This window comes from Rohdeia mirabilis, from assembly GCA_007750655.1.
Classification (GTDB): Bacteria; Planctomycetota; UBA1135; order UBA1135.
The window spans coordinates 4,256,209-4,275,744 of the sequence record CP036290.1 but is presented as its reverse complement, the minus strand read 5'-3'; the positions used below and the strand labels follow the sequence as shown (position 1 = coordinate 4,275,744).

Below are 19,536 nucleotides of genomic sequence, written 5' to 3'. Positions count from 1 at the left end.
CGCGCCGTCGGGCCGGAACTCAGGCGAGGAACGCTGTGCCCGGAAGGTCGCTCGACGGATCGAGCCCCAGCCAACGGGACTCGAGCGTCGCGTACACCGAGCGAAAGTCGATGCCGTGCGGGAGGTCGCCGTCGACCAGGTGCTCGAGGTCGGGCGGCGTCCCGACGAAGCCGCCACGTGCGGCCGGTCCGAGGACGAAGACCGGTCCCGCGGCGCCGTGGTCCGTGCCCGCCGACGCGTTTTCGCGGACGCGGCGACCGAACTCGCTGAACACGAGCGTCAGCACGTCGTCCGCGCGCCCGGCCGCGCTCAACTCGGCCTGGAAGGCCGCCAGGGCCCCGCCCAGCTGGCGCAGCAGCTCGGCATGGATCGTCGGCTGTCCGCGGTGGGTGTCGAAGCCGCCGAGCTCGACCTGATAGATGCGCGCGCCCAGGCCCGAACGCACCAAGCGGGCGACCAGGGCGAGGTCGCGCGCCAGTTCGTGTCGGGGCCAGTCGGCGGCCAGCGGCGCACGCGCGCCGTCCTCGAGGCGCCGTCCCAGATCGACGGCGGCGCGGGCGGTGCGCCGCAGGTACGCCACGTCGCGCGCGTCTCCCGCTTCCGACCCAGGTTCGGCGTAGAGCGCGGCGCGCACGGCGGCAGCGGTCGCTCCACCCCCCGGTCTCAGCTGTTCGAGGTCCGCGACCGATGGAGCGGGCCCCTCGGCGCCGACCAGCGACAACGGCAGCGCTCCGCCGCCGACGTGCAGCATCGCCGGCGCGCTCCCGTCGCGCGCGATGATCTGCTCGCCGAGTCGGGCCAGCCACCCGGTCGGGCGCTCGTTCGCGCTGCGCCGCTCCAGCGAACCCGTGTGCCAGACCTCCATCGAACGGAAGTGCGAGCGGTCCGGATCGGGATGGCCGACGCTGTGCAGGCACGTCAGTTCGCCACCTTCGAACAACGGCGCGAGCGGACCCAGTGCAGGGTGCAGCGCGAAGCCCGATCCCAGCTCGTGCGCACCACTGGCCACGCGCGAGAGGCTCGGACGCGCCCGGTACCAGGCGTCCTGCGCGACCGGCACGAGCGTGTTGAGCCCGTCGTTGCCGCCGGTCAGTTGCACGACGACGAGAATCGTCTCGCGCTCGCCGCGCCTGGAACTCGTGTGTGCGAGACCAGGCGTCGGCAGCGCACCGAGCGCGGTGATGGCGAGGCCACCGACCACGAAGCGGCGGCGCGAGAGTCTCGCCGGCCCGAACGATCCGATTCGCTCCGTCATTGCAGTTGGTACTCCGCGCTGGCCAGGACGGCGGCGACGAGCGTGCGCCGGGGCGACTCGGAGTCCTGGGCGATCCGCTCGACGGCGACACGCCACGAGGGGCGGGGATCCTCGGGAAGGAGGCGCTCGAACGGATCGAAGTCGTCTCCGTCCCCGAGCACTTCCGCGACGCGGCCCGCGAAACGTTGCCGTGCGATCCACGCGGTCGAGTCCAGCCACTGACGCCCGCCGTCCCAGCCCTTGACCGACGGGGGACGTAGGAGCGCTTGCCCCATGTGCGTCGCCGACTCGGCCAGTTCCTTCGGTGCGAGGCGCGCGCCGGTCTCCAGCGTCGCGCGGACGACCAGTTCGATCGGTCCAGCGATTCGGGTGCCCCGTTCGTCGGTCGCCAGGAACGCGGGACGGGTCGCGAGCCACACCAGCGTGCGCCCGATGTCCCAGTTCGCGGCGATGAGCTCCTTCGCCGTCGCCTCGAGGTCTCCTGCGGTCGGCGCGCGCCCCACGAACGTGCGCCACAGGCGGTCCGCGATCCACCGGGGACAGGCAGGGCGGGCGAGAACCGCAGCGACGACGCCGTTCGTGTCCAACTCGCCGGTCGTGCCGAGAACGGTCTTCGCGCCCCCGTCGTGGCGGCTCGGCGTGAAACGAGCGGCACGCTTCACGACGCGCCAGCCGCTCAGTCCGCGCGCTGCCTCGAGGACGTCGGCTTCCGTGTAGTTGCCGATCCCGAGGGCGAACAGCTCCATGAGTTCGCGCGCCAGGTTCTCGTTCGGCCGACCCTTCACGTTGTCGACGCCGTCGAGCCACACGAGCAGCGCCGGATCGCGCAGCGCGGCCTGCAACAGCTGGCGGAAGTCGCCCAGTCCGCGTTCGCGCCACAGACGGTACTGCCCGTGCATCAGGTGCACGTCGTCCACCTTGTCGTTGGACGCGGCGAAGTGTCCGTGCCACATCAGAGCGACGCGCTCGGCGCAGCGCCCTTCTGGCGTTCCTAGCATCTGCTCGCACCACCAGGACTGGACGTAGCCCAGTTCACCGGTCGGGAGCAGCAACGTGATCGCGGGGTCCGGCTCGGTGCTCCGCGCACCTTCGACGAGTTGCTCGACGGCGTCCGCGACGGACTCACCGACGAAGCGCTCGACGTCCTGCGGCGCTGCCCCGAAGCACAGTCGACGCAGGACGTGGACGGCGGTCGGGCGGTCGAGTTCGGTCGTCGTTCTCACGCTTTCGGGGTGCGGGGGGGCGTCGAACCGGTTCTCCGACTTCACCGCACCAGCGGGAAGTGAAGGCGCGCCGAGACGACGACCGCGTCGGCTGCATGATCGATGGTCACGTCGGCATCGGTGCGTTCGAGGATCCAGACCAGTCCTTCGAGGTCTTCGCGTTCCGCTTCGCGCGACGTGCCGTTCTCCAGCGACGCCATGAGCGCCAATGCGTCGAGCTGAGGCTTCGCGAGGCGGGCGAGAGGGACGCCCGTGATGGTGAGGTGCTCGCGGACGGGGCGGGCGCCCGTCGTCGTACCGATCGCCGCGCCGTCGGAGGCCTTCTCGGCCGCGATCTCGTCCATCAGGTCGATCAGCAGCTCTTCGTGCGTGGCGAGGATCCAGTGTTCGCCGACCAGGGCCGCCGCGGGGACGAAGTTGTGGATCGCGTCGACCGGTGCTCCCTCGGCCGGAGTCGGGAAGCGAGCGGAGGTCCAGGTCCGCTCGCCGTCGCGGCCGAGGACCATGCGCAGCGGCGGCTCTCCGGTCTCGGCGCGTCCGACGTTGGTGACTGCGATCAAGCCTTGGAAGGCGGCGTCGAGGTGTTCGCCGATCGCGCCGTCGGTGCCGACGTGCAGGACGATCGCGGCGCCGGGGAGGCGCAGGTCGGGGCGCGGCGTATCGGCGAACGCGAGCGTGCGACCCACGAGCTCCATCCAGGGCGAAACCGCGGGCAGGACGTCGTCCTCGAGCGTCAGGCCGCCGAGGAAGAGCTCGAGCTGCGAGACCGTCATGGCGATGCCAGCGAGCTCCGGTCCAGCGAACAGGGTGTCGCGCTGGGCGAGCATCGATCCGAAGTCGCGATACACCTGCGCGTGTGCGGTGTTGGGACCCGTGCCCATGACGACCGGGGCGGGAGCTGGAGTCGTCGGTGCGAGTGCGGAAGGCGTCGCGATCCCGTCGGAAGCGAGCTGCAGTTCGACGCTCTGGCGATCCACGTTCGCACGCAGCGACCAAGAACGACCCTCCGCCAAGCGCGTGATGCCGGGTCCGAGCAGACTCTGCGCACGGGGGTTGCCGGGCAGCTCGGTCAGCGTCGTGAGGATCGCCCCGGGGCCCTCGGTCGGCAGCGCGCCGCCGGCCAGACCGGCCAGAGCGTTGATCGCACCGATGTCGACCCAGGCGAACAGGTCCGAGCCGCTGGCGCGACGGGCGTGCGTCTCGGTCAAGCGCTCGAGCGCGCGCCGCCCGCGGACCGACCGCCGCTCGACGATCAAGGGTTCGAGCGCGTTGCGCGAGTTGGACACGTAGGTGTTGGCGCCCTTGCCGACGACGAAGAACGCGTCGCCGAGCGCCCAGACGTCCACACCTTCGATCGACTCGCTCGGCGTCGCCAGGGCTCCCGGCGCTTCGACCATGCGCTCCAGCGAGTGGAGCAGCTCGATGCGACGCGCCGCTCCGGCTTCGGCGTCGGCGGCCGGAAGTGCGAGCGAGAAGACCGGCGCGAACTGCTCGAACGTCAGCCACAGGGCCAGGCCGTCGCCGCCGAGCCGCGCGAGCATGTCGGCGGTCGACTCGCCCTCGTTCGCCAGCGCCGCGAACAGGGCCTCGAGGTCGGCGTTCTCGCCGAGGGCCTGGCGCGCCAGTTCGCCCACCATCGGGCCGAGGACCTCGTGCCCCGCGATCGTCGCGACCGTGTCCTGCGGCGCGCGCCACTCCACGTAGGCGAGGCAGCCCATCGGGGGCGTGTGCACCAAGCCGTCCTCGCGAACGGCGAGCGGCTGGGTGAGTTCGGCGAGAGCGCAGAGAGCGAGTGCGGTGAACATGGCCTGTTGACGGACGTGGGATGCGGAGCGATCGACGTGGAGTCGCGCGGCGGACGGGTGCGACCCGACTGCTCTGGGATTGTGTCCCGTTCGATTCCGGCGGTGGCACGGGTTCGGCGCCCTTCCCCGAGTTGTGGCCACGAGCGGCTTCGGGGACAGGCGGGTCGGGACGAGTCCGGCGCCGAACGCGCGGAAGTCGGGGCCAACGAGCGCGGGGAGCGCCCCCCGGCGCTCCCCGCTTCCCACTGCCTCTTCTCGCGAAGAGGCCCCTTCCGGTCAGGGCGTCCGCCCTCCCGTGGATCCTTGCCGTCCGTGGACCGCGAGCGGTCCAGCGGTCAGTTGCGCGTCACCGGCGACAGCTGGAACTGGTCGGCGCCGAACTCGAGTTCGTAGCTCGCGCCGGTCGACTGGCGGTCCAGGTCGAAACGAGCGGCGTCCTCCCAGTCGGTGGCACCCTGGCTGGTCGTCAGCATGTCGAGCTCGGCCTCCTGGCGGCTGCGGATCTCCGACAGCTTCGAGGTGACGTGGTCCATGCTGAAGGCGTCGTAGCGGGAGACTTCGTCCAGCGTGCGCTGGCGCTTCTCCATCATCTCGATCATGCGTTCGTTGCGGTCGATCGCGTCGATCTGGCGCTCGAGCTGCATGAGCTGCGACTGGAACTGGGTGCGCTCGTTCTCGAGCTGGGTCAGCGCTTCTTCGAGGCGCTGCGCCTGCTTCTCGAGGTAGCCGAGGTCGGTGATCGCCTGGTCCGCGCGCTGCTGGTAGACCACGCGGGTCTGGTGCACGCGCTGGGCCTCGCGGCGCAGGGTGTCGCGCCGGACGGCGAGCATGCTGCTACCCGAGGTGTAGGTCGAAGCCGGCACGTTCGTGAGCTGGGAGTCCACGTCGGTGAGCTGGTTCTCGAGGCGAGCGACCTCCTGGCCGGTCAGCTCCACGACCCGCGCCGAGACGCGATGTTCGCGATCGAGCTGGCGCATCTGCTCGCGGATCTCCGCCAGGTCGCCGCTGACCTGACTGATGCGCTGCGGGTACTCGCGCTCGAGGTTGCGGAGCTTCTCCCGCATGGCCGTGGTGTCGTCGATCTGCGCGTCGATGGCGGAGTTCACGAACTCACGGCTGTGGTGGAACATGGCCGCGGTGCGATCCGGGCCGGCGAAGAGCATGGAACCACCGGCGAGGACGCCCAGGGCGAGGCCGCCGATGACGAGGGTTCGGAATGCGGTTTTGAGGATGCACATGGTTGGCGTCGTGTCCTGGCACAGGTCCCGCGACGGGCGGGTTCGATCGTGCCGGTGGTCGGTCTGTTCGAGTTCGAGGCTGTCGATGGGGCCGGGCGGCGTGGGCCGCGCGGCGACGGGTGGTTCTTGGGAGGCCGGCCCGGCCGCTTGCGCCCGTTCGCTCGAAAATCCACGGCTCGACCGCTCGGGCGAGTCGGGGCCCGGGCCTGAATGCCCTCGGGTAGGCTGCGTAGCCCGCGGCGTCCTCGTCGCATCCTCCGCCCAAGCCTCGCTCGAGCCTCCCCCGGCCCCATGGTCCAAGACGTCACCACCGGTTTCATCCAGCGCCTGCGCACGCGCGATCCCCAGGCGTGGTTCGAGCTGTGGGAGATCTTCGGGCCCGTGCTGCGGGCGCAGTTCGCGCGCTGGGGCAAGGGCCGGATCGGCGCCGAGACGGTCCAGGACCTGTCGCAGGAGACGATGACGGCTCTGGCGACCGCGATCGACAGCCACGACCCGAGTCGCGGTGTGCGCTTCTCCACCTGGCTCCTGGCCATCGCCAAGTACACGCTGACGGACGAGTTCGACCGCCGCATGGCGCTCAAGCGCGGAGCGGGGAAGAAGCCGATGGACCTCGACCACGCCTACGACCAGGCCGGGGACGAAGCGCCGCCCGACGAGCGCTACGAAGGCCTGATCATCGGCGCGAAGGTCGAAGCCGCCCTGCGCTCCGTGGAGCGCGAGACCGAGATGATGGACTTCGAGGTCTACCGCCTCCGGGTCCTCGAGGGGCGCCAGGGCAAGGACGTCGCGATCTCGCTCGGTCTCTCCGAAGCCGCGGTGAGTCGCCGGCTGACCAAGGTCCGCGACCGGGTGCGCAGCAATCTGGGCGACGTGATGGCGCGCTTCAGCTTCACGGACGAAGAGTTGGAGGAGGCGAGCCGCAAGGGGCTCGACGCCAATCCCAACAAGGCTTCCGACGCCCTCTTCGACGAGGCCGTGGCGGAGGTCTACCAACGCTACGCCCAGTTCCGCGCGGAGCTGGACCGCTCGACGGGGGTCTGACACCGGTTGCTCCCGGTGCGCCATCCTTCCGAGCGCCCGTCCGTCCCATGGAACCCATGTCCATCCCCCAGCCGGCCCTCCTGATGAGCCTTCACCCCGTGTTGGCCGTCGTTGGGGTGATCCTTGCCTCGATCCTCGGTTTCGTCCTGCTCTTCTGGCTGATCGGAGCGCTCTTCAAGGGCGTCGGCTGGACCTTCTCGATGATCGGCCGCCTGATCGGACACCTCTTCGAGTGCGTGCGCGGCATCGTGGTTGAAGCGGTGCGAGCGGTGGGCGCGTTGGCCACGGCCGCGCTCCTCTTACCGATGGCGGTCCTGAACGTGGCCCTCGGACGTTGGGCCGCGTCGCGTCACTACGTGCGTTCGAGCGGCGAGGAGCTGCGGGCCTCGGGCGCCTCGCTCTACTTGGCGGCCATCGGCTGGCCCCTGCGGCTGGTCGGACTCGGTTTCATGATCGACGGCTTCGAGGACCGCGTCGTCGACGTGGTCGCCCGCGCCCCGCGCGCGGAGGGAGCCGACCTCGAGTTCGAGGGCTACCGCGTGGAGGCGACGCTTCCGCCCGGCGGCTCCGGCGCCCAGCTCTTCCTCGCGTCGCCGACCGAGGACCACGTCGCCCGCATGGCCGCCCAGGGTGTGCAGCTCCCGTCGCGCGTCGTCATCAAGGCCTTCGGCCTGCAGTTCGGCTCGAGCCTGCCGCAGATGATGCGCGAGAACCGCGCGCTCGAAGCGGCGCGGAACATGGGCCTCGTCTTCGAGCACAGCTCCGAGGGCGAGCGCTTCTACTACGTGATGCCCTACGTCCCGGGCGACGACCTGGGCGTCGTGACGCGTCGCTTGCACGAGGATGCGGGCCCCGAAGGCCTGGAAGGCCCGGCGCTCGACGCGGTGGTGGGCTACGCCTGCAGCCTGGTCCAGATCATCGGACGCTTCCACGAAGCGGGCGTCTGGCACAAGGACATCAAGCCGAGCAACATCGTCGCGAACGGCAACCAGCTCGAGCTCATCGACCTCGGCCTCGTCACGCCGCTGGCATCGGCGATGACGCTGACGACCCACGGCACCGAGTACTACCGCGATCCAGACCTCGTGCGTCAGGCCATGCGCGGCGTGAAGGTGCACGAGGTCGACGGCGTCAAGTTCGACCTCTACAGCGCCGGCGCGGTCGTCTACTCGATGATCGAGGACTCGTTCCCCGCCCACGGCAACCTCAGCCGCTTCACCAAGCGCTGCCCGGAAGCGTTGGCCTGGGTCGTTCGTCGCGCGATGGCCGACGCGAGCCAGCGCTACGGCTCGGCCGGCGAGATGCTGACCGATCTGGCGAAGGTCGCGGCCGCTCCCGACCCGTTCGCCGTCCGTCCCGCCGACCTGCCGTCGATGGGCGGAGCCGCTGTCGAGCTCGACGCCATCCCCGACCGTCCGCTGCCGCCGCTGCGACGTGCACCCCGCGCCAGTACGCGGACCACGCCTCCGCCGCTCCCGCACCAACGGCGCAGGATCGAGCACATGGAGCGCGTCTCGGGACGCCAACGCCGAAAGGAGGCACGCGAGGCCCACCGCCGTGCCCGCGCCCAGCGTGCGAGCGAACGTCCGCCCAGCTCGCGCTTCGCAGTGGCGAGTCTCGGCGCCGTCATGCTGATGTTCGTCTTCCTCGGCTTCTTCGTGGTCTCGATGTCGTCCTCGTCGCCCTTCAGCGAGCCGATGGCCGTCGCGACGCCGGCGCCGAGTCGGATCGACGTCTCGCGCGACGACCTCTCCAACCGCGTCGAGCTGCGCTCGGGACGGTCCGAAGCGCACGCCGAGGGAGCCCTGTTCGCGAGCGCCGTCGCACCTGGCGCCGAGGCCGAGTCCGCGCACGGCCCGCTCGTCGTGCTGCTGACCGAACGCCCGCACGAACTGCTGGACGACGCCGAGCGCACCGAACTCGACACCGTCGTCGCCGCGCTCGGAGATCACCTCGGTTGGCGCGTCGTCAGCGAGTCGTCCGACATCGACTTCGCCGACGTGGACGAGGAGAGCCTCTTGGCCGAGGCGCGCGCTGCCGCTCTCATGAAGTCGGTCGGTGACACGTCGGGCGAGGATCGACTGCAGGCCTGGATCGACGCCGGACTCGGCCCCGACGCGGTGCTGTGGCTCGGTTTCGACGACCGCCACAAGCCGACGCGCCACCAGCTCATCGCGAGCGACGTCGAGAACGACGGGCGGCTCGTCGGTCGCGGACCCGAGCTCGCTCGACTGACCGGACTGCTGCGCTGAGCGACGCCGCCCGTCGCCCGGTCAGCGGGTGACGGGCACGTCGACGGCGATGCGCGCTCCCGCGGAGTCGACCAGCAGGATCCCGATCAGCGCGCCGTCCGCGCGCGCGACGACGGCAGCTCCGTGCCAGTCGTCGCCGAAGGCGCCCGCATCGCCGAGCAGCCAGGTCGCGTCCGCTCCGCTCTCGAGTCGCGTCGCATCGATGGCGCGCGCTCCAGCGATCGGATCGCCGAACACGAGGCAGCTCTCGGGTTCCAGCGGCGCGCGAATGCGATCGAGCGGCCATCCGCGCGCATCCTGGTCCGCAGCGACGACGCGGACGTTGCCGGTTTCCTGCGACGCCGCGAGCGGCTCGTGAGCCTCGCCGCCGATCGCGAGCGTCACGTCGCTCATGTCGGTGGGGGACTCGAGCAGGTCGCGCGGGCCGATCCAACCGTTCGCGAGCCGCAGACACCAGCCGTTCAGGCGCTCGTGAGAACTGCCGAGCAGGCGCTTGCGCTTCCAACCCAGTGCGGCACGGACGGGCTCGGGGCGCGGTCCCGCCGGCGCGTCGGCCAACGGGCCGACCGGCAGTCGGGCGACCCAGTCGAGCCAGTCGGCGTCGGCTTCGGCCGCGAGCGGGAAGCGCGCGCCGGTGCGGGCTCGCGCACCGGCCTCGGGCGGCGTGGCGAAGGCGATCGCGCCGGTCAGCACCTCTTCGATCGAGTCGAAGGCGAAGTCGATGCCGCCCAGGCCCGCTTCGAAACGCAGTCCCGACTCGTTCCAGAACACGGTGTTGGTGCGCACCAGCGCCGCGTGGTCGGGCGAGATCGAGACGCGCGCGAGGATCGAGCTCCCGTCGCTGGCGAGCCCGACCGACAGCACGACTCCGACCCGCACCTGCCGGAAGTAGACCGGCGCGCCAGGTGTCAGTCCGCCGCGTCGGCGCGCTTCGAGCACGAGCTCCAGTCCGTCGCCCCACGGGACCGGCACGGGCGGCTCCTCGATGCCTTCGAAGCGACGCGACGCCGGAGCGTCAGCGGGTCCAGCCTCGAGCGTGACGTAGCTCGAACCGAGCAGCGTGTCGAGCCCCTCGATGCCGGCCAGTCCGACGCGCGGCCGCGGGATCCACCAGCGCGATCCTTCGCGCGCCAGGTGGACCGCATCGGGTCGCAGGCGCAACGACACACGCAGTCCGCCACCGGAGGGATCGAGTCGCACCGATTCGACCGTGCCGATCGACGTTCCGCGGAAGCGCACGTCCGAACCCGCGTCCAGACCGTGCCCGACCTGGAAGGTGACCTCGACCACCGCGCCGCGCTCGCTCCAGTAGGACCACGCGAGCAGAACGGCGAGCAACGCGGCGAGTGCCGGCAGGATCCACGCCCAGCCCAGACCCTTGCGATCGGCCAGCGGTGCGTCGACCAGGGTCGCTTGGTGGGTGCTCACTGAGTCGTTCATCGTGCGGTCGGTTCGCGGGAGCGTTCGCTCGCCCACATGGCGTGCGGATCGAAGAGGGTGCTGGCGACGAGACTGAGCCCGACCATCGCGCCGAAGGCCGACACGCCCGGGCCCGGGTGGACGGCGACGAGATCGCCCAGCTTGAGAACCGCGACGAGCACGGCCACCAGGAGCACGTCGAGCGTTCCCCAGCGCCCGACGAACTCGATCGCGTGCCAGGCGCGCGCCCGGCGCTCCGACGAGCGCAGCCAGCGCGGCGCGGTCCCGAGCACCGCGATGCCGAGCAGCTTGAGCGGCGGGAAGACCAGCGAGCAGACCAGCACCGCCAGGCCCACCAGGACCTCGCCCGCCGCGAGCAGCGACACGACGCCCTGCGCGATGCTCGACGCGTGCGACCGGCCGAGCTGTTCGATCTCCATCAGCGGCAGACCGATCGCGAGGGGGAACAGAGCCAGCCCCGCGAGCGCCGCGCCGACGGCCCAGCGGTTGCGGCCGCGACCGGAGCCAGGCGTCGGCAGAGCGGTCGAGCATCGCGCGCACACGCGTTCGAGTCCGGCCGGCGCGGGCTCGACCCAGTGCGCGAGTCCGCAGCAGTGGCAGCTGCGGACCCAGCCTTCGACGGTGCGCGGTGCGGTCATGGAACGTGAACGCGCCGAACCCGGCGCGCGCCGCAGTCTAGGACGTTTCGCCCCGTTCGTCCGACACCGATCGCGGGTCGGGCCGGTCTCCCCTGGGTGGGTGGGTGGGTGGGTGGGTGGGTGGGTGGGTGGGTGGGTGGGTGGGGGCTGTGGATGGCCGGCCGCCGCACCGGTTCCGCTCGACGTGCTGCGTAGCATGGACCGATGGCCTCCAAGGAACTGCGACTCGAGTGTCCGTCCTGCCGTGCGCGACTGACGGCCGACGTGTTGACCCAGAAGGTCGTCGCCTGGCAACCGGCCGGGAGCGCGACCCCGTTCACGCGCGAGGCGGATCTCGCCGACGACTGGGCCCGCGCGGCGCGGCGCGTCGAGGAACGGCACGGGCGCGGGGTCGACCGCTTCGAGGCGGCGCTGTCCAAGGAGCAGGAGCGCGCGAACGACCTGGATGCGCTCTTCGCCCGGTCGAAGGCGCAGCGCGAAGTCGATCCCGACGCGATCGGGGCCCGGCGCGCGCGCGGCTTCGCTCCGGACTCCGACGATCCGGCGCCGCACACCGACGCCTGGATCGAGCGACTGGCCCAGGCCGAGCGCGCCGCACTCGCGGCCCGGGCCCGCGGACTCGCCGGTTGGGAGCATCGCGATCCGAGCTGGGGCTTCTTCGAGTACGGCAGCATCGGACTCGCGGTCGGTCCCGGCTACACGGAGGCGTTCGGCCTCGAGGGAGCGAGCGACTCGGAGCTGGACGCCGCCCTTCGTCACGCGGCCCGGCACCCCGAACCGACGGTGCGCCTGCTCCCGGTCGCGGACTTCGAGCAGAACGCCGAGCGCCTGCACCGGCGGGGCTGGCGAGTCGCCGGGCTCGATGCGGTCTTCTGGCGCGACCTGACGCTGCCGATCGAGGCGACCCCGCGCCGCTCGGCGGTTCGACGCGCGCTCGGAGGCGACCTCGAATCCTGGCGACGCACCCTGATCCGCGCGCTCGAACTCGCGGCCGACGACGAACAGCGCCGGCCCGAGCGGCTCGCCCACGAGTTCGACGATCCCGCGTGGCAGCTCTTCCTCTCCAGCGACGAAGGGCAGGACGTGGCGGCGGCTGCTTCGTGGATCGAGGGCCCGGTCGCGGTCATGGCCCAAGCGGCGACCCAGGTCGATCAACGCGGCCGCGGCCACCAGCAGGCGCTGATCGAGGCCCGCCTGCGCGCAGCCGCCGAAGCTGGCGCGACCACTGCCATCAGCCTGCCCGAGATGCGCGGGCCGAGCCAGTCGGCGACGCGCTCGCAAGGTTTCACTCTGGCCTACCACCAGTCGCTGTGGGTCCCGCCGGCGACCGACTAGGGCCCGACGTCCTGGATAACGGACGCGAGGCTCGTTAGACCGTTCGCATGAGCGACAGCCCGCACAGGCCCATCAAGGCCTACAACAACCCCGAATTCCTCAACAGCGCCGACGCCCGTCCGCTGCGGATCCTGTCCGAGTACCTCGAGCCCCAGCGGCGGTTCGAGGAGATGAGCATCAAGGACACGATCGTCATCTTCGGCTCGGCGCGCATCAAGTCGCGCGAGGCGGCCGAGAAGGCGCTCGAACTGGCGCGCGCGGACGGCGGCGACATCGCGAAGGCCGAGCGCGACCTCGAGATGTCGAAGTACTACGAGGAGACGCGCGAGCTGGCGCACCGGCTCACCACGTGGTCGAAGGGACTCGAGGGCACGGACCGCCGCTTCGTCGTCTGTTCCGGCGGTGGCCCCGGGATCATGGAAGCGGCGAACCGCGGCGCGTCGGAGGCCAAGGGCGAGAACATCGGACTCGGCATCTCACTGCCGTTCGAACAGTCGGACAACCCGTACATCACCCGCCGTCTGTCGCTCGAGTTCCACTACTTCTTCATGCGGAAGTTCTGGTTCTCCTACCTCGCGAAGGCGTTCATCGTCATGCCCGGTGGGTTCGGGACGCTCGACGAGCTGTTCGAGCTCCTGACGCTGATGCAGACCTTCAAGATCAAGAAGAAGATCGCGGTCGTCCTCTACGGCGAGGAGTTCTGGACCAAGGTCTTCGACTTCCAGCCGATGATCGACTTCGGGACGATCTCGCCCGGTGACACGGACCTCTTCTTCAAGACCGACTCCGTCGACGCGGCGTTCGACCACGTCTCGAAGTTCCTCGAGGAGCACTGTCTCGAGCCGGACCGCGGCACGGAGAAGGGCACGCCCGAACTGACTCTCTAGCTCGCGGCCGCTCCGGCCGCACCAGTTCCACCGCGCCGGTGGTGGATCGGGCACACCGATCCGCCACCGGCGCGTTCCGTGGAGGGGGAGGTTGCGATCCGCGCGGGCTTCCTTGAACCCGACTCGGGCGGTCCGTTCAATGGTCGCGCGAAAGGTCGTTCGCCACCCGTTCCCACGGGGTGTACGGCCCCCGCGCAGCCGCAACCAGGACCCTCGAGCCCCACCCATGTCGTCCACTTCTCGCACCGTCACCCTCCTGCCCGGCGACGGAATCGGTCCCGAAGTCATCGGCGCCGCCCGACGCGTCGTCGACGCCTGCGACCTGGGCATCTCCTGGGAGACCTGCCGCGCCGGCAAGGCCGTGTTCGAGGACGGCGACGCGACCGGCGTCCCGGACGAGACGATGGCCTCGATCCAGCGCAACCGCGTCGCGCTGAAAGGCCCGCTCGAGACGCCGATCGGATTCGGCGGCAAGAGCGCGAACGTCACGCTGCGCAAGATGCTCGAGACGTTCGGCAACATCCGTCCCGCGCGGATCATGCCGGGCATCGAGACGCCGTTCTCGGATCGTCCGATCGACATGGTCGTCGTGCGCGAGAACGTCGAGGACCTCTACGCCGGCATCGAGCACATGCAGACGCCGAGCGTCGCGCAGTGCCTCAAGCTCGTCAGCGAGCGCGGCTGCGAGAAGATCACGCGCCTGGCCTTCGAGGTCGCGCGTTCCCAGGGGCGCGGCTCGGTGCACTGCGTCACCAAGGCGAACATCATGAAGCTGACCGAAGGCATGCTGAAGCGTGTCTTCGAGCGCGTCGCCACCGAGTACCCCGAGATCGAGCCCAAGTACATCCTGGTGGACAACTGCGCGCACCAGCTCGTGCGCGTGCCCGAGGAGTTCGAGGTGCTGGTGTCGACCAACATGAACGGCGACATCCTCTCGGACCTCGTGTCGGGCCTCGTCGGCGGTCTCGGCATCGCGCCGGGCGCCAACATGGGCCTGCACGCGTGCATCTTCGAAGCGGTCCACGGCACCGCGCCCGACATCGCGGGCAAGGGCCTCGCGAACCCGACCGCCGCGATCCTGTCGGCCGTCATGATGCTGCGCCACATCGACGCGTTCGACGCCGCCGATCGCGTCGAGGCCGCCATCGCGCTGGCCATGCAGAACGGCCCGCGCACCGGCGATCTGGCCAAGCGCGGCGAAGGCGTCGGGACCGACGAGTTCACGAACGCGGTGCTCGACAACCTCGGCAAGGAGCCCGCCGGTTGGGTGCGCCGCCAGCACCAGCCGCTCGTCCTGCCCGACGTCGGCGAGTGCGAGACGGTCCCGAAGTCGCGGCGCGACATCGGCTGCGACCTCTTCCTCGAGGGCCGCGTCTCGCCCGGCGAGATCGGCGCGAGGCTCGAGGAGTTGGCCGAGGGCACGCCGCTCGCGCTCAAGATCATCAGCAACCGCGGCACGGTCGTGTACCCGCTGACCGGCGCGCCGACCGACTGCGTCGACCACTGGCGCTGTCGCTTCCTGGCGCGCGACCCGAAGGCCGATCTGTCCTACGCCGACGTCGCGGCACTCATGGTGAAGGTCACCCAGATCTACCGACTGATCCACCTGGAGATGCTGCTCGAGGTGGACGGCAAGCGCGCCTACGCGCTGGCCCAGGGCGAGGACTGAGCCCCGCACGGCGCTTCGACGCGAGAACGCCGCCGCCCCTTCGATCGAAGGGGCGGCGGCGTTCGTCGTTCGGGGCGGTGGTCCGCCGTCCGATCCGATGGGCGCAGCGATTCGCGAGCGGCCAGCCGCGGATCGCCCGGTTCGAGTCACTGCGTGCTGACGTAGCCGAGGCCCTCCAGCATCTCGAGCTGCGCGGCGCTGACCTCGCCCGCGTCGATCGCTTCCTGGATGCGCGTGTCCATGCGTTGGGCGAGCTCCTCGTTCTCGGGGTACGCCGTTCCGAACGTGTCAGCGATCTTGCCGCCCTGGCCCCAGTCCTTGACCTGGACGAACCAGTTGAAGACGCGCATGAAGTCCTCGGGTTTCACCAACTCGGAGTTCTCGTCGGCGACCTCGAGGAAGTCGATCGCCGCCTTGGGGGCATCGGTGTGGGTCAGCGATTCGATCCGCGCCATCTGGATCTCCATGTAGGTCCCCGCGCCAGGTTCGAGGTCGGCGAGGGCCTCGTCGTAGCTGGCCACGGCGGCGGCGTGGTCGCCGGCCTTGGCCTGGTCGAGGCCGCGCTCGTACGGATTGGCATTGGCGGCGGCATCGCCACCACAGGCGGCGAGCAGGCTGAGGAGGGGAGCGGCGAGGGCGAGGCGGATGGACGTGCGCATGGCGGGTCGGGCTGGAGCCGGTCTGTCGGTGTGCCGGTCGGTGGGCGAGTCGGCGATGGTGGCGCCGGCGCTTCGGGCCGGCGGAGTTCGGGCCCCGGGTCGCGACGGCGCGGTCCCAGGTCGTCCCGGAGTGGACGCATGGAGCGCCCTCGGTGTTCGTTCGGAGCAAAGCCTATCCCGAGCCGCCGTTCGAAAGAGCCCGTTCACCCGGGTTCCGCGGGCCGGGCGCTGCCGACGGATCCGGGCTGCGGGGCTCTCGGAAGGACGGCCGGATCCGAGGTCCGACCCCCTCCGAACCCCCTCCACGAACGCCCGATCCCGCCGCCCGGACCCGTCGTGCGTCGTATGCTTCGGCGCGCTGAGGTCCGCGGAGGAACCGTCGGGGCCCCCGCGGCGTCCCTTCGGAGCGGTCCGCCCGGTCCACGGTGTCGACCGCGCGCGGATCGGCACCGGACGGTTGGCGGGGGCGGGTCCGAAACGACGTGTGTTCTTCGGAACCCCCTCCGGTCAGCCCGTGCTGGTTCGGACCCCGTCGCGCCCACCCCGAGCCGCCCCTCGCCGGCGCCGCCCCTTCCCGGGGCCACAACGAACCATGCGATTCCTCCTTGCGCTCGTCGCTCTAGCCCTGCCCCTCGCCGCTCCCGCGCGCGCCCAGGTCGCCGCCGAGTCGGCCGTCGTCATCGTTCTCGACGACGTGGGGTGGCAGGACATCGTCGTGGCCCAGACCTTCACGTTCGATCTCCTGTCGGTCTTCGGGCGGCGCTTCAATCGCGCGTACACGACGTCGGTCTGCTCGCCGAGTCGCTACCAGATGATCTATGGCCGGTACCCGCACCGCGACTTCATCGGGGACGGCCTGGTCGCCAACGCGAGCGACCCCAACGACGTGGGCGTTCCGGCGCGCAGCATCTCGATCGGCTCGGTGCTCTCGGCCCAGGGCTTCTCGACCGCCATGTTCGGCAAGTGGCACCTGAACAACCGCGCCAGCGGCGTCGTGGAGGAAGCGCCCCGCGTGCGCGGCTTCCAGACCTGGCGCAAGGGCATCGTCGGCAACCTGATCAACGGCGAGGACCACTACAACTGGACCAGCATCAACGACGGCGTCCAGGTGACCGAGACCGAGTACTCGACCACCGTGATCGGCCAGTCGTTCCTCAACTGGTGGAGCAACACCGAAGGGCGCAAGCTGGCCTACGTCTCGTTCGCCGCCGCCCACGAGCCTCACAACGCCGCGCCCGCGAACCTCCTCCCGCCCGGCTACGTGATCGCCGACTCGGACCGCGCGCGCTTCGTCTCCCAGGTGGTCGCGCTCGACACCGCCATCGCGCAGATGGCCTGCTGCATCGACTTCTCGAAGACGCTGCTGATCGTCGTCGCGGACAACGGCACGCCCGGCGACGTGGTACCGCCGTTCCAGCTGTCGCCCGGCTACAAGCTGACCCAGTTCGACGGGGGGACCAACGTGCCCTTCTGGGCCCTCGGTGCCGGTGTCGTGCCGGCCGTCGGTGGGGGGACGGACGCGCTGATCCAGACCTGCGACCTGCCGGCGACCCTGCTCGAGGTCCTCGGCGTCGACGCGCCCGCTGGCTTCGAGGACTCGATCTCCTTCGCGGCCGAGCTGACCAACACCGGCCCGCCGATCCACGCGCGCCAGATGGCCTTCGTCCAGCGCTTCGGCCCGAACGGCGGTGAGGTCCCGGGGCTCCTGTACGACGACTGGGCCCTGATCCGCGCCGACGGGCCCAAGGTGCTCGTGAACGCCGGCTCGGCCGAGAAGGCCTTCGACGTGGTGCCCGGTTCCCTGGTGGCCAACGAGTGGGCGGACCTGGCCGGAACGGCGATGGGGGCCCAGTGGATCGCGGACGCTCTGAGCGCGCGCTCGGCGCTCCTGGGGCCCAACTGGCCCTACTGAGCGGTCCTGTCCCCCTTCGTCGGTGAAGGGGCGGGCCCATCCGATGGCGCTGGAGTCGCTCCGGGCCAGCGGCCGCGTCGGCCCGCCACGGGGTGGGGCGTCCGACGAGCCCGCAGCGGGAGCCGCCCAGGTGGCGTGGGGGTCCGCCACGGGGCTCGTCGTCACCAGCGAGCGAGGCCAGGCCGTCTCGGCGCGTCCCAGGGGCTCGTGGGGCCCGGTTTCGGGGCTTTCCAAGCCCTTGTGGGCGCGTGGCTTCAGGTCGTGGCCGAGAGGCTCCGATTGGAGTGTAGGCTCCGATCGGAGTACGATCGGAGCCTGATCGGAGTGTCGCGCGCTCCTCCTCGGACGAGGTGTGGCGCACGGTCGGGCCCCAGCGGTCGACCGACCCGCGCTCCGAACCCGCCCCAGCGGCCCCTCTCCACCCGTTCCCCAGCCGTGCGCGAGCCCAAAGTCACCGTCAAGATCCCCCGTCCGCTGTATCGCAAGATCCAGCAGGTCGTGGAGGACTCGGGCTTCAACTCGCCCACCGACTTCATCGTCTACGTGCTGCGCGACCTGATGGGGGAGGCCGACGAGGAGAAGAAGCCGGAGTTCACCCAGGACGAGCTCGACGACGTGAAGCGCAAGCTCAAGAACCTCGGCTACCTGTAGGCGGACCCATTTCCCCTCGGGCGAACCACCTTCCACGGCCCGCGCCGAACGCGGCGCCGACCCACCATTCGAACGAGCCGACGCTCCTCAGATCGGAGCCGACCGGACTCGCTTCCGCACGAACCCGCTTCCGCACGACCCATCCCCGCACCATGACCGCTACCGCTGCCACCGTCGCCCCCGTCCACGGCGGACTCTCCGAGCCGGTGAACCGCATCGTCGACGCCGCCTCCCTCTCGATCGACGCCGCCACGGGTTCGATCGAGGTCGACGAGACCGATCGCACGACCCTGTACCGCGTCGCCGACGGCACCCTCAGCCCGCTGACCGGGCCGATGGGCAAGGCGGACTACGACTCGGTGCTCTCGAGCGGCTGCATCGTGCGCGACGGGAAGAAGTGGGCCTGGACCATCCCGATCGTCCTGCCCGTGACCGACGCAGAAGCGGCCGACCTGTCCGCCGGGCAGACCGCCGTTCTGACCTTCGGTGGCAAGGCGTTCGGCACCATCGAGGTGCTCGACGTCTTCGACTGGGACAAGCAGCACTTCATCGAGAAGGTCTACGGCACCGAGCGCCACGACCACCCCGGCGCCGGACTGTGGCTGGGTGACGCGCGCACCAAGCTGGTGGGCGGCACGATCACGCTGCGGTCCTTCGAGGACGACCGCCCCTTCGCGGACCGCGTCATGTCCCCGACCCAGACGCGCGCGCTGATCGCCGACAAGGGCTGGGAGCAGTCCATCGCGTTCCAGACCCGCAACCCGCTGCACCGCGCCCACGAGTACGCGCTCGTCTACGGCGCCGAGGTGATCCTGCGCGAGACCGGCAAGAAGACCGGCGTCGTCCTCAACCCGCTGGTCGGTCAGCTGAAGGGCGACGACGTCCCGGCCACCACGCGCATGGAGACCTACGAACGTCTCGTCGCCGGCCGTTTCCTCGGTGAGGGCGACAAGGACGAGGAGCTCTGGAAGTCGAAGGGGCAGGACCTGAACGATCAGCTCGAGCTCGTCGGCCTCGACATGCGCATGTACTACGGCGGCCCCGCCGAAGCCGTCATGCACGCGATCTACCGCCAGAACCTGGGCTTCACGCACTTCATCATCGGCCGCAAGCACGCCGACGCGCCGTTCGCCGACAAGACCGCGATCTGGGGTGATTTCGACGCCCAGGAGATCTTCGGCAAGCTCGGCGGCGACCTCGCCATCAAGACCACGAACGTGGGCTTCGCCGCCTACTTCGAGGAGCTCGGCAAGGTGGGCCTGGTCCAGGAGAACAAGGACAAGACCATGGTCTCGATCTCCGGTACCAAGGTGCGCGAGCAACTCGTCGCCGGCGAGAAGCCGGACCCGCGGATCATGCGCGAGTCGACCGCGGAAGTGCTGGTCGGCTTCTACGCCACCAAGAAGTGACCGCAGGGGCCGCGTCGTCGGGGCACCTTTCGGGACACCGATGGGGGCCTCGGCGGCGCCGCTCGCATCGAAACGGGTCCGGGCTCGCCGTCCGGACCGACCTCTCCCCCCACTCGCGA

15 protein-coding genes are annotated in these 19,536 nt (G+C 70.6%); 8 read left to right on the top strand and 7 right to left on the bottom strand.

Annotated elements, in window-relative coordinates; genetic code table 11:
• Window positions 1–19: 19 nt before the first annotated feature.
• The 4 genes from Pla163_RS15850 to Pla163_RS15840 all read right to left on the bottom strand — a co-directional run bounded on the left by Pla163_RS15850 (window position 20) and on the right by Pla163_RS15840 (window position 5,521).
• On the bottom strand, window positions 20–1,255 hold the full coding sequence (locus tag Pla163_RS15850; RefSeq protein WP_145190725.1) for a DUF1501 domain-containing protein: 1,236 nt from the start codon (window positions 1,253–1,255) through the stop codon (window positions 20–22).
• Window positions 1,252–2,478: a DUF1800 domain-containing protein gene (locus Pla163_RS19160; RefSeq protein WP_419186021.1), complete on the bottom strand. Its 1,227-nt coding sequence runs from the start codon at window positions 2,476–2,478 to the stop codon at window positions 1,252–1,254. Before Pla163_RS19160 ends, Pla163_RS15850 begins: the two co-directional genes overlap by 4 nt.
• 41 nt (window positions 2,479–2,519) lie before the next feature.
• Window positions 2,520–4,283 carry a hypothetical protein gene (locus tag Pla163_RS19155; protein WP_419186020.1) on the bottom strand — a complete coding sequence of 588 codons (1,764 nt, stop codon included), beginning with the start codon at window positions 4,281–4,283 and terminating at the stop codon, window positions 2,520–2,522.
• Window positions 4,284–4,618: 335 nt separating this feature from the next.
• Window positions 4,619–5,521, bottom strand: coding sequence for a coiled-coil domain-containing protein (locus Pla163_RS15840; RefSeq protein WP_145190722.1), 903 nt, complete (start codon window positions 5,519–5,521; stop codon window positions 4,619–4,621).
• A gap of 291 nt (window positions 5,522–5,812) precedes the next feature.
• On the opposite strand from Pla163_RS15840, the gene Pla163_RS15835 reads away from it, so the two are divergent.
• The gene (locus tag Pla163_RS15835) at window positions 5,813–6,565 is read left to right on the top strand and encodes an RNA polymerase sigma factor (RefSeq protein WP_419186019.1); all 753 of its coding nucleotides are present in this window, start codon (window positions 5,813–5,815) and stop codon (window positions 6,563–6,565) included.
• Between the two features lie 56 nt (window positions 6,566–6,621).
• A complete protein-coding gene (locus Pla163_RS15830) occupies window positions 6,622–8,817 on the top strand; it encodes a serine/threonine protein kinase (protein WP_419186018.1) in 2,196 nt (731 codons plus the stop codon).
• A 21-nt stretch (window positions 8,818–8,838) separates the two neighbouring features.
• On the opposite strand, the gene Pla163_RS15825 is transcribed toward Pla163_RS15830, so the two are convergent.
• Together Pla163_RS15825 and Pla163_RS15820 are read right to left on the bottom strand one after the other, a co-directional pair.
• The gene (locus Pla163_RS15825) at window positions 8,839–10,245 is read right to left on the bottom strand and encodes an MlaD family protein (RefSeq protein ID WP_419186017.1); all 1,407 of its coding nucleotides are present in this window, start codon (window positions 10,243–10,245) and stop codon (window positions 8,839–8,841) included.
• Window positions 10,246–10,253: 8 nt separating this feature from the next.
• Window positions 10,254–10,895 (bottom strand): paraquat-inducible protein A, encoded by a 642-nt coding sequence (locus Pla163_RS15820; protein ID WP_145190710.1) that lies wholly within the window; start codon window positions 10,893–10,895, stop codon window positions 10,254–10,256.
• A gap of 204 nt (window positions 10,896–11,099) precedes the next feature.
• Here Pla163_RS15820 and Pla163_RS15815 point away from each other — a divergent pair, with 204 nt between their 5' ends.
• The 3 genes from Pla163_RS15815 to Pla163_RS15805 all read left to right on the top strand — a co-directional run bounded on the left by Pla163_RS15815 (window position 11,100) and on the right by Pla163_RS15805 (window position 14,786).
• Complete coding sequence (locus Pla163_RS15815; protein ID WP_145190707.1) at window positions 11,100–12,230, top strand: hypothetical protein; 1,131 nt, start codon at window positions 11,100–11,102, stop codon at window positions 12,228–12,230.
• Between the two features lie 47 nt (window positions 12,231–12,277).
• The gene (locus tag Pla163_RS15810) at window positions 12,278–13,117 is read left to right on the top strand and encodes an LOG family protein (RefSeq protein WP_145190703.1); all 840 of its coding nucleotides are present in this window, start codon (window positions 12,278–12,280) and stop codon (window positions 13,115–13,117) included.
• Between the two features lie 226 nt (window positions 13,118–13,343).
• Window positions 13,344–14,786 (top strand): NADP-dependent isocitrate dehydrogenase, encoded by a 1,443-nt coding sequence (locus Pla163_RS15805; RefSeq protein ID WP_145190700.1) that lies wholly within the window; start codon window positions 13,344–13,346, stop codon window positions 14,784–14,786.
• A 146-nt stretch (window positions 14,787–14,932) separates the two neighbouring features.
• On the opposite strand, the gene Pla163_RS15800 is transcribed toward Pla163_RS15805, so the two are convergent.
• Entirely contained in the window at window positions 14,933–15,445 is a 513-nt protein-coding gene (locus Pla163_RS15800) for a hypothetical protein (protein ID WP_145190697.1), read from the bottom strand.
• A gap of 592 nt (window positions 15,446–16,037) precedes the next feature.
• Between Pla163_RS15800 and Pla163_RS15795 the strand changes: the two genes are divergently transcribed.
• From Pla163_RS15795 to Pla163_RS15785, 3 genes are all read left to right on the top strand, one after another.
• Window positions 16,038–17,357 carry a sulfatase-like hydrolase/transferase gene (locus tag Pla163_RS15795; protein WP_419186016.1) on the top strand — a complete coding sequence of 440 codons (1,320 nt, stop codon included), beginning with the start codon at window positions 16,038–16,040 and terminating at the stop codon, window positions 17,355–17,357.
• Between the two features lie 435 nt (window positions 17,358–17,792).
• A complete protein-coding gene (locus Pla163_RS15790; protein ID WP_145190691.1) occupies window positions 17,793–18,008 on the top strand; it encodes a ribbon-helix-helix domain-containing protein in 216 nt (71 codons plus the stop codon).
• Between the two features lie 152 nt (window positions 18,009–18,160).
• Entirely contained in the window at window positions 18,161–19,417 is a 1,257-nt protein-coding gene (locus Pla163_RS15785) for a nucleotidyl transferase family protein (RefSeq protein ID WP_145190688.1), read from the top strand.
• Window positions 19,418–19,536: the final 119 nt, after the last annotated feature.

Bases quoted from the DNA above. Each gene is read 5' to 3' on its own strand.
- Pla163_RS15805 (WP_145190700.1), top strand. From the start codon at position 13,344: ATGTCGTCCACTTCTCGCACCGTCACCCTCCTGCCCGGCGACGGAATC.
- Pla163_RS19155 (WP_419186020.1), bottom strand. From the start codon at position 4,283: ATGTTCACCGCACTCGCTCTCTGCGCTCTCGCCGAACTCACCCAGCCG.
- Pla163_RS15815 (WP_145190707.1), top strand. From the start codon at position 11,100: ATGGCCTCCAAGGAACTGCGACTCGAGTGTCCGTCCTGCCGTGCGCGA.
- Pla163_RS15820 (WP_145190710.1), bottom strand. From the start codon at position 10,895: ATGACCGCACCGCGCACCGTCGAAGGCTGGGTCCGCAGCTGCCACTGC.
- Pla163_RS15785 (WP_145190688.1), top strand. From the start codon at position 18,161: ATGACCGCTACCGCTGCCACCGTCGCCCCCGTCCACGGCGGACTCTCC.
- Pla163_RS15795 (WP_419186016.1), top strand. From the start codon at position 16,038: ATGCGATTCCTCCTTGCGCTCGTCGCTCTAGCCCTGCCCCTCGCCGCT.
- Pla163_RS15830 (WP_419186018.1), top strand. From the start codon at position 6,622: ATGTCCATCCCCCAGCCGGCCCTCCTGATGAGCCTTCACCCCGTGTTG.
- Pla163_RS15810 (WP_145190703.1), top strand. From the start codon at position 12,278: ATGAGCGACAGCCCGCACAGGCCCATCAAGGCCTACAACAACCCCGAA.
- Pla163_RS15840 (WP_145190722.1), bottom strand. From the start codon at position 5,521: ATGTGCATCCTCAAAACCGCATTCCGAACCCTCGTCATCGGCGGCCTC.
- Pla163_RS15800 (WP_145190697.1), bottom strand. From the start codon at position 15,445: ATGCGCACGTCCATCCGCCTCGCCCTCGCCGCTCCCCTCCTCAGCCTG.
- Pla163_RS15835 (WP_419186019.1), top strand. From the start codon at position 5,813: ATGGTCCAAGACGTCACCACCGGTTTCATCCAGCGCCTGCGCACGCGC.
- Pla163_RS15850 (WP_145190725.1), bottom strand. From the start codon at position 1,255: ATGACGGAGCGAATCGGATCGTTCGGGCCGGCGAGACTCTCGCGCCGC.